At 66.7% G+C, this 6,938-nt stretch carries 7 protein-coding genes and 1 pseudogene; 5 read left to right on the top strand and 3 right to left on the bottom strand.

Translation table 11 applies throughout. The features are described 5' to 3' along the window. Together MKK58_RS18440 and MKK58_RS18435 are read left to right on the top strand one after the other, a co-directional pair. Positions 1-125, top strand: a pseudogene (locus MKK58_RS18440) (IS630 family transposase); the annotation flags it as partial. 50 nt (positions 126-175) lie between these two features. Further along, positions 176-1,318, top strand: a complete 1,143-nt coding sequence (locus MKK58_RS18435; RefSeq protein WP_243913628.1) for a hypothetical protein — start codon at positions 176-178, stop codon at positions 1,316-1,318. 167 nt (positions 1,319-1,485) lie between these two features. Here the strand turns inward: MKK58_RS18435 and MKK58_RS18430 are convergent, their stop codons facing one another. Next, positions 1,486-2,307: an outer membrane protein gene (locus tag MKK58_RS18430; protein ID WP_243913626.1), complete on the bottom strand. Its 822-nt coding sequence runs from the start codon at positions 2,305-2,307 to the stop codon at positions 1,486-1,488. Positions 2,308-2,753: 446 nt separating this feature from the next. Here MKK58_RS18430 and MKK58_RS18425 point away from each other — a divergent pair, with 446 nt between their 5' ends. Then, positions 2,754-3,047, top strand: coding sequence for a hypothetical protein (locus tag MKK58_RS18425; RefSeq protein WP_243913624.1), 294 nt, complete (start codon positions 2,754-2,756; stop codon positions 3,045-3,047). Positions 3,048-3,113: 66 nt separating this feature from the next. Here the strand turns inward: MKK58_RS18425 and MKK58_RS18420 are convergent, their stop codons facing one another. Further along, on the bottom strand, positions 3,114-3,752 hold the full coding sequence (locus tag MKK58_RS18420; RefSeq protein WP_243913622.1) for an urease accessory protein UreE: 639 nt from the start codon (positions 3,750-3,752) through the stop codon (positions 3,114-3,116). Between the two features lie 205 nt (positions 3,753-3,957). Here MKK58_RS18420 and MKK58_RS18415 point away from each other — a divergent pair, with 205 nt between their 5' ends. Next, positions 3,958-4,227 (top strand): hypothetical protein, encoded by a 270-nt coding sequence (locus MKK58_RS18415; protein WP_243913620.1) that lies wholly within the window; start codon positions 3,958-3,960, stop codon positions 4,225-4,227. 88 nt (positions 4,228-4,315) lie between these two features. Here MKK58_RS18415 and MKK58_RS18410 read toward each other — a convergent pair whose 3' ends face one another. Beyond that, entirely contained in the window at positions 4,316-5,578 is a 1,263-nt protein-coding gene (locus MKK58_RS18410; RefSeq protein WP_243913618.1) for a TIGR03862 family flavoprotein, read from the bottom strand. Between the two features lie 187 nt (positions 5,579-5,765). Here MKK58_RS18410 and MKK58_RS18405 point away from each other — a divergent pair, with 187 nt between their 5' ends. Next, positions 5,766-6,791 (top strand): TerC family protein, encoded by a 1,026-nt coding sequence (locus MKK58_RS18405; RefSeq protein WP_243913616.1) that lies wholly within the window; start codon positions 5,766-5,768, stop codon positions 6,789-6,791. The last annotated feature ends 147 nt before the right edge of the window (positions 6,792-6,938 follow it).

Raw genomic sequence — 6,938 nt, 5'->3', positions numbered from 1 at the left:
TGCTGCGCAAAGCGGCCGAGCGCACGGTCAATCGGCTCTGGAGTGTCGTCGGCGATCTGCTCGACGCCTTCACACCAACCGAGTGCGCAAACTACTTCGCTGCCGCCGGCTACGATCCGGAGTAAGTGGAAAACGCTCTAGCATAGATCTTCAAGGTCTCGACGAAGCAGCTTGGATGCGGCTGCCTGTGATCACCCGCTCCAAGGTTCAGCAGCAGGGCCCTGCGCTCCACGCTTCGCAGATCCCACCGTTCGCCGGACGGGTTCGTGACGGTGCGACATCTGGATCGACCGGGCGCCCGCTGCGCTACCGGCATGAGGATCTGCTCGATATCGCCTCCGGTGCACAGACTGACCGGGCCTTCACACGGTGGGGACTCGATGGCCGGAAGGCGCTTGCAACGTTCATGTCGAGCTACGACGACCTCGCCGGCCGTGAGGGCAAGCAACGCGGAGGCTGGCGCTACGGCGTCCCCGAGGGTACCCGGCACATCCTCGAGCTGATGATCGACGTTGACGCCCAGCTCGACTGGTTGGCCAAAATCCGGCCCGATTACCTGTTTGCGAGGGGTGGGGTTCACATCACGGCACTTGCCGAGCGGGCGGAACGCCGCGGCACGCGGCTGCGGTTCGACCGCATTCTGTCAACCGGAACGGCGATCGATAAGAGTACCAGAGGTGCAGCGAGGCGCGTCTTCAAGGCCGAAATCGCCGACTTCTACGGCGCGTCGGAGACGGGGCTGATCGCCCATCAATTCCCCGATTGCGGCTTCTATCATACCTGCGACGAGACCATGCGAGTCGAAGTCCTACGTCCGGACGGCAATCCCTGCAGTGACGGCGAACTCGGTCGCACCGTCGTGACGCCCCTCTACGGCTACGCCATGCCGCTGATCCGATACGAGATTGGCGACTACGCCATCCGGGGACCGGAACATGCCGCTTGCGGCCGACCCTTGGGGTCGCTGCGCGCCATCGTCGGACGCTACCGCAATGTCTTCCACCTCGGAGACGGCCGCGTGCTCACACCCTACGCCAACGCAAATGGCCTTTCGGCGGTCTTGTCATTCAGCCAAGTGCAGATTGTTCAGGTTGCCTACGACCAGATAGAGATCCGATATGTGCCTGCATCAGAACAGCCTCCTGACGAGGCGGCCATCCAGAACTTCGTTCGCACAGCGTTCGATCCCAGTCTGAACACCGTGCTGGTGCCCGTCGATCACTTGCCTGCTTCGCCCAGCGGCAAGTTCGAAGAGACGTTGTCTTTCGTTGGCCCGGTAGAACCTGGACATCCCGATACCCGGCCTCAGGGAGCCTGACCCATCGGTCAGGCTCCCTGAGGTCCGGCGGACGATTGCCGCCGCGCCGTCGCGCGACCGCATCGTGATGAGTCAGGCCCATCACGATGTGAGATTGAGATGAAATGATAATCCCGCCGAGGGCTTGAATCCTCGGCGGCACGTCGATCCAGCGGATGGGGATCGGGTCAGAACTTGTAGCTGACGCCCGCAAGAACCGTGTTGGTCGAAAACTTGGCCTTCGCCGTGGCTCCGATACTGGCCCAGTTGTAGTTGCTTGAGCCGTAATCGGCGTAGCGGTATTCGACATGCGTCCGCCAATGCTCGGTGATGGCGTACTCGATACCGGCTCCGGCCGTCCAGCCGGTTCGCGTCTGTGACTTGCTGAACGCGCCGCCGGGTACGCCGTTTACAGTGAAGGCTGCCGACAGCCGCTCGTTTGCCAGTGCGAGACCACCGGTGGCGTAGAGCAACACGTTGTTTGCGTACAGGTAGCCGACTCGTGCGCGAACCGTTGCGTCCCATGCGTGATGTACGGATACGGAGCCAGCGACGGTGCGGCCCGGCGCGATGATGACACCGTCAAAACCTTGCGCCGCCAGCCCAAACGCTTGGTTCTGGCCGGGTGGGATGACTCCGCCCGCAATGCCGGTTCCCGATGCTAAACCGCGGCCTCCGCCGAAGGAGAAATCGCCGACAACGCCGACCACGAAGGACTGGCCAACCTGGAGATCGTAGCCGATGCGCGGGCCACCAACAACGCTATCGAGGTTTAGACGAGCGGACCGCGTGTCGATGCCGCTCGCGGTCGGATCAGCCAAGAAGCCTGTGCCACGGACTTCATCAAAACGGTAGCCGCCCTGGGCGCCGATATAGAATCCAGTCCACTCGGGCACCGGTGCCGTAAAGACCGGCGGCGCGGAACGTACAGGCAAATCTGCAGCGGACGCCGCGGCCAAATCAAATAGTGTCAGCATAGCCGCAGCTGCGGCAATCGATCGATTGATCATGATTTCATACCCCAGCCTGATCTTTTTGTTGAAGATGGCGAATCAGCGATCAGGACGATCAATATTTAGTAGATCGCTGCGCTCAGTCTGGCGCCTCGCTGATTGGATAGGTATGATCAAGATCTCAGAGGAGTGGGATTTTTATTACAGCCGACGCATACCGCGCCTCGTCGACCTGGGAGGGACGTGACGTTCGACCGATGTCACCTTTCCGGGAAGGATGGCGACCGACTCCGCACCCGCATCGAACAGCAGCAAACTTTGGCCTCTGAGGAACGCCCGGATTCCAGGCTGCGCAGCTTCCGGGCCGTGTCCCGACAGCCAGACGGCACTGCCGAGGCGACGCATGACAGTTTGTTTATACCGACCGTCATCGCCTATCTATCGGATCACGAGACCTGCCGCACGGGGGTCGCATCGCAGATGGATTGGCCGAGGTGAGACCCATGCGATACTTCGACGAAGAGTATTATCTCGCCGCGTATCCCGATGCGAAGTCGCACGTCGATGGAGCCTTGGGGCACTATCTCTTCGTGGGATGGCGGGAAGGCAGAGATCCGAGTGACGAGTTCAGTACGAGGGGCTATCTGGAAGGCAACCCCGATGTCTCCCAGGTCGCCGTCAACCCTCTGCTTCACTTCCTGGAATACGGATTGGCCGAGGGTCGTTCAGGCTGGAAGAAGACGCCCGGTCAATCGCCGCCGCAGCCCGATCGTCGTTTCCGGCCCAAGAAAGATTGAGCCAGGAACGATCGAGCCGCGGACATTTCGGTTCGGCACAGTCGTACGTCGCAAAAGCCGATCAGCTCAATGATCGTGCTTGCAGTCCGGGCCATGGACGTGGCCGTGATCATGCGCGTGGGAATGACCATGGGCTGGGCCGTGGTCGTGCGCCGCGGGGGCATGATGGTGGTCGTGCCCGTGATCGTGCGCATGGGAATCGTGGGTATGCGCGTCATGTGTGTGCACGTCGTGCGCATGGTGATCGTGGTGATCGTGGTGATCGTGGCCGCACTGGCTGTGGTCGTGGGCCGCCCGCTCGGGTTTGAAGGCGCGGGTCACCGGGATGGCGGCGCAGCCCTGGCCGCGAACGAGCTCGGCGGCGCTGCGAGGCACGTAGAGGGCGTCGGCGGCGATCTCGGCCGGCACGTGGCTGCCGCCGAGTTGCCAGGCGAGGCGCAGCAGCCGGACCGGGTTCTCGGCCCGGACTTCGAGGAGCGGCTCCCCGGCGGCGCGGATCGCCACGAGGCGGCCGTCCTCCAGGCGCAGGGCGTCACCATCCTCCAGGGTCGCGGCCTTGGCCAGCGCGAGGGTGAGGCTGAGGCCGCCCTCCCCCGTCAGGCTGTCCGGCGGCGCCTGCCGCGCGGCGTGGTCGAGGACGATCGTGTCGACGACGGCGTCGCTGCGGACGGCGACCTTGCGGACGATGGCGGTGGCGCGCTGCATGAGATCCTCGTGTCGGGATGGGCGGGCAACGCCGCCCCGATGGGCTCCGATGAGCGCATCACTAGAGGGTTTTTCCGGCAAACGGAAAGGTATGGCGGAACCTTGACCATACGGCGTGCATTTGTGACGCGGAATGCTTAAGCTCGGGCGCTACCGAACGAACGGCCCAAGGCCGCGTCACATCGCACAAGGGAGTCTCGGAACCATGAAGAAGCTCATCGCCGCCACCCTCGCGGGCGCCCTCGCCCTCTCGCTCGGCGCCTGCAACACGCCGCAGGACCGCGCCCTCGGCGGCGCCGGCCTCGGCGCCCTCGCGGGTGCGGCCATCGGCGGAGCCGCCACCGGCCGCGCCGGCGGCGCGCTCGCGGGTGCGGCCATCGGCGGCGCCGGCGGCGCCATCGTGGGCGCTTCCACCGCCCCGCGCTGCCCCTACGGCACCTACCGCGACGCCTACGGCGACGTGTACTGCCGCTGAGACCCGACGCCGCGCGGCCCGGAACGGCCGCGCCGGACCATCAGGCTCCCTCTCCCCCGGGAGGGAGCCTTTTTCGTGGGCCCTCGGGTCATGGACCCGCCGCGGCCCGCTCCATCCAGCCCAGCATGCCCACCGCCGCCGCGCGGCCCGAGGCGAAGGCGCCTTGGAGGAGATACCCCCCCGTCGGGGCCTCCCAGTCCAGCATCTCGCCGGCCACGAAGGTGCCGGGGCGCCGCGCCAGCATGTAGCCGGCATCGAGTTCGCGAAAGCGGACCCCGCCCGCCGTCGAGATCGCCCGGTCGAGGCCGCGCGGTGCCAGAAGGCGGAGCGGCACCGCCTTGATCAGGGCCGCCAGGGCCTCGGCGGCCACGGGCAGCGGGTGAGCCGCCTCGCGCAGGAGGCCGATGCCCACGGGGGTCAGCCCCGCGCCCTTGCGCAGGCGGTTGGCGAGCGACAGGCCGGGCTTCGGATCGCTGAGTGCCCGCGTCAGGGCGGCCTCGTCGAGATCCGGCCGCAGGTCGAGGTGCAGCCGGGCAGCGCCACGCTCGGTGGCGGCCCGGATCCGATGGGCGAGAGCGTAGATCGCTCCGCCCTCGATCCCGTCCACGCTGATCACCGCCTCCCCGCGCACGCGGGTCCCCTCGAGGCTGAGGGCGATGCGCTTCAGGGGCGTACCGGCGAAGCGCTCGGCGAAGACCGGCGACCACGCCACGGTGAACCCCACGTTGGCGGGCTTGAGCGGCGCCACCGCGATGCCATCGCGTTCGAACAGGGACACCCAGGCCCCGTCGGAGCCGAGGCGCGGCCAGCTCGCGCCGCCGAGGGCCAGGAGCACCGGGCGGTGAGCGGTCTCGACCCGCCCCTCCGGGGCCTCGAAGACCGGGCCGCCGGAGGCCGACCACCCTGTGAAGCGGTGGCGGGTGCGGATGCGAACGCCCAACCCGTCGAGGCGCTGGAGCCAGGCCCGCAGGAGCGGCGAGGCCTTGAAGCTCGCGGGGAAGACGCGGCCGCTCGACCCCACGAAGGTCGGCTGGCCGAGATCGTGGCACCAAGTCCGCAGGTCGGTCGGCGCAAACGCCGCGATGGCCTCGGCGAGCATGCCGCTCTCGGCTTGGTAGCGCGCCAGGAACGCCGGCAAGGGCTCGGAATGGGTGAGGTTGAGGCCGCCGCGCCCAGCGATGAGGAACTTGCGCCCCACGCTCGGCATCCGGTCGTAGACGGTCACGGCGTGGCCGGCCCGCGCCAGCACCTCCGCGGCCGCGAGGCCGGCGGGGCCGCCGCCGATCACGGCGGGGCCGCCAACCATGGCGGGGCCGTCCGCGTCCCGGCCTTTGCGCTCGGTGTCTGTCATGCGTCCTGGGAAGCCGGCGGGGACAGGCCCTGTCAAGCGGGACGGGTCGATGCCCTTGATTCGCCCCGTTCCGAGTCCCAACTGCGCCTCATCGGCTGCGGGCCCCTCTGGCGGGATGCTTCGTGTTGCGTTCCGTGATGTCGGAGCCGGTGCTTTCTCTCCTCAAGAAGCATCGACGGTCCGCGTCATGGTTGATATTCTGTATTACGAGTGGCTCGGCAAGCCGGTCTGGATGTGGCTGGGCTTCCACGCCTTGGTCGCCGGGTTGCTGGCCTTCGACCTCGGGCTGCTGCACCGAGACAAGAACCACGAGATCGGCGTGAAGGAGAGTCTGCTCCTCACGGCCTTCTACTTCACCCTCGGCATGATCTTCGGCGGCTGGGTCTGGTGGTATCTCGGACCGCAGGCAGGCCAGGAATACGTGGCCGGCCTCGTCGTCGAGAAGTCGCTGTCGATGGACAACGTCTTCGTGATCGCGGTCATCCTGACCTCCCTCGGCATCCCGCGCACGTCCCAGCACCGGGTCCTGGTGTGGGGCATCCTCGCCGCCGTGCTGCTGCGCGGCCTGATGATCGGCCTCGGCGCGGCTCTCGTGCACCAGGCCGCCTGGGTGCTGTCGATCTTCGCCGCCTTCCTGATCTTCGCCGGCGTCAAGATGCTGGTCTCGAAGGAGGAAGAGCCGGGCGACATCCGCGAGAACCGGGCCGTACGCCTGCTGCAGCGGGTGCTGCGCATCACGCCCGAACTGCACGGGCAGCGCTTCATGGTGCGAAAAGCCGACCCGAAGACGGGCAAGACCGCCCTCTGGCTGACGCCCCTGGCGCTGGCGCTCATCCTGGTCAACGGCGCCGACGTGATCTTCGCCGTCGACAGCGTGCCGGCGATCTTCGCCATCACCACCGACACCTTCGTGGTCTACACCTCGAACATCTTCGCGATCCTGGGGCTTCGCGCCCTTTACTTCGCGTTAGCTGCGATGGTGGACCGCTTCGCCTATCTCAAGACGGCGCTGGCCTTCATCCTGATCTTCATCGGCGGCAAGATCGTGGTCGCCGATACCTTCGATCTCGTCCACGTGCCACCGTGGGTCTCCCTTGCGGTCACCGTCGTCTTTCTCATCGCGGGCATCGCCTACAGCCTGTGGCGCACCCGGGGGACAGTGACGGAGGACGCGCACGGGCATGCCGGCGAGGCGGTCCAGCATCGGGCCTGACGCGCGCGCCTGCCTTCCACCCCGGCGGATCTCGGGTCAGCTCGAGATCCGCCGGGCGTGTGGGGAGGTCGGGTTGATGGGGTGACCCTCAGCCGATCGAGGCCAGTGGCGCCACCCCTGCGCTCTCCCCACACAGGGAGAGATGCG

Source organism: Methylobacterium sp. J-078 (genome assembly GCF_022829285.1).
Lineage (GTDB): Bacteria > Pseudomonadota > Alphaproteobacteria > Rhizobiales > Beijerinckiaceae > Methylobacterium.
Note: the sequence above shows the minus strand (reverse complement) of the source record. Positions and strands in the feature narration are given on the sequence as shown.

Coding starts and splice junctions, on each gene's coding strand:
- MKK58_RS18410 (WP_243913618.1), bottom strand. CDS start 5,578: ATGACAGACACCGAGCGCAAAGGCCGGGACGCGGACGGCCCCGCCATG.
- MKK58_RS18415 (WP_243913620.1), top strand. CDS start 3,958: ATGAAGAAGCTCATCGCCGCCACCCTCGCGGGCGCCCTCGCCCTCTCG.
- MKK58_RS18425 (WP_243913624.1), top strand. CDS start 2,754: ATGCGATACTTCGACGAAGAGTATTATCTCGCCGCGTATCCCGATGCG.
- MKK58_RS18435 (WP_243913628.1), top strand. CDS start 176: ATGCGGCTGCCTGTGATCACCCGCTCCAAGGTTCAGCAGCAGGGCCCT.
- MKK58_RS18420 (WP_243913622.1), bottom strand. CDS start 3,752: ATGCAGCGCGCCACCGCCATCGTCCGCAAGGTCGCCGTCCGCAGCGAC.
- MKK58_RS18405 (WP_243913616.1), top strand. CDS start 5,766: ATGGTTGATATTCTGTATTACGAGTGGCTCGGCAAGCCGGTCTGGATG.
- MKK58_RS18430 (WP_243913626.1), bottom strand. CDS start 2,307: ATGATCAATCGATCGATTGCCGCAGCTGCGGCTATGCTGACACTATTT.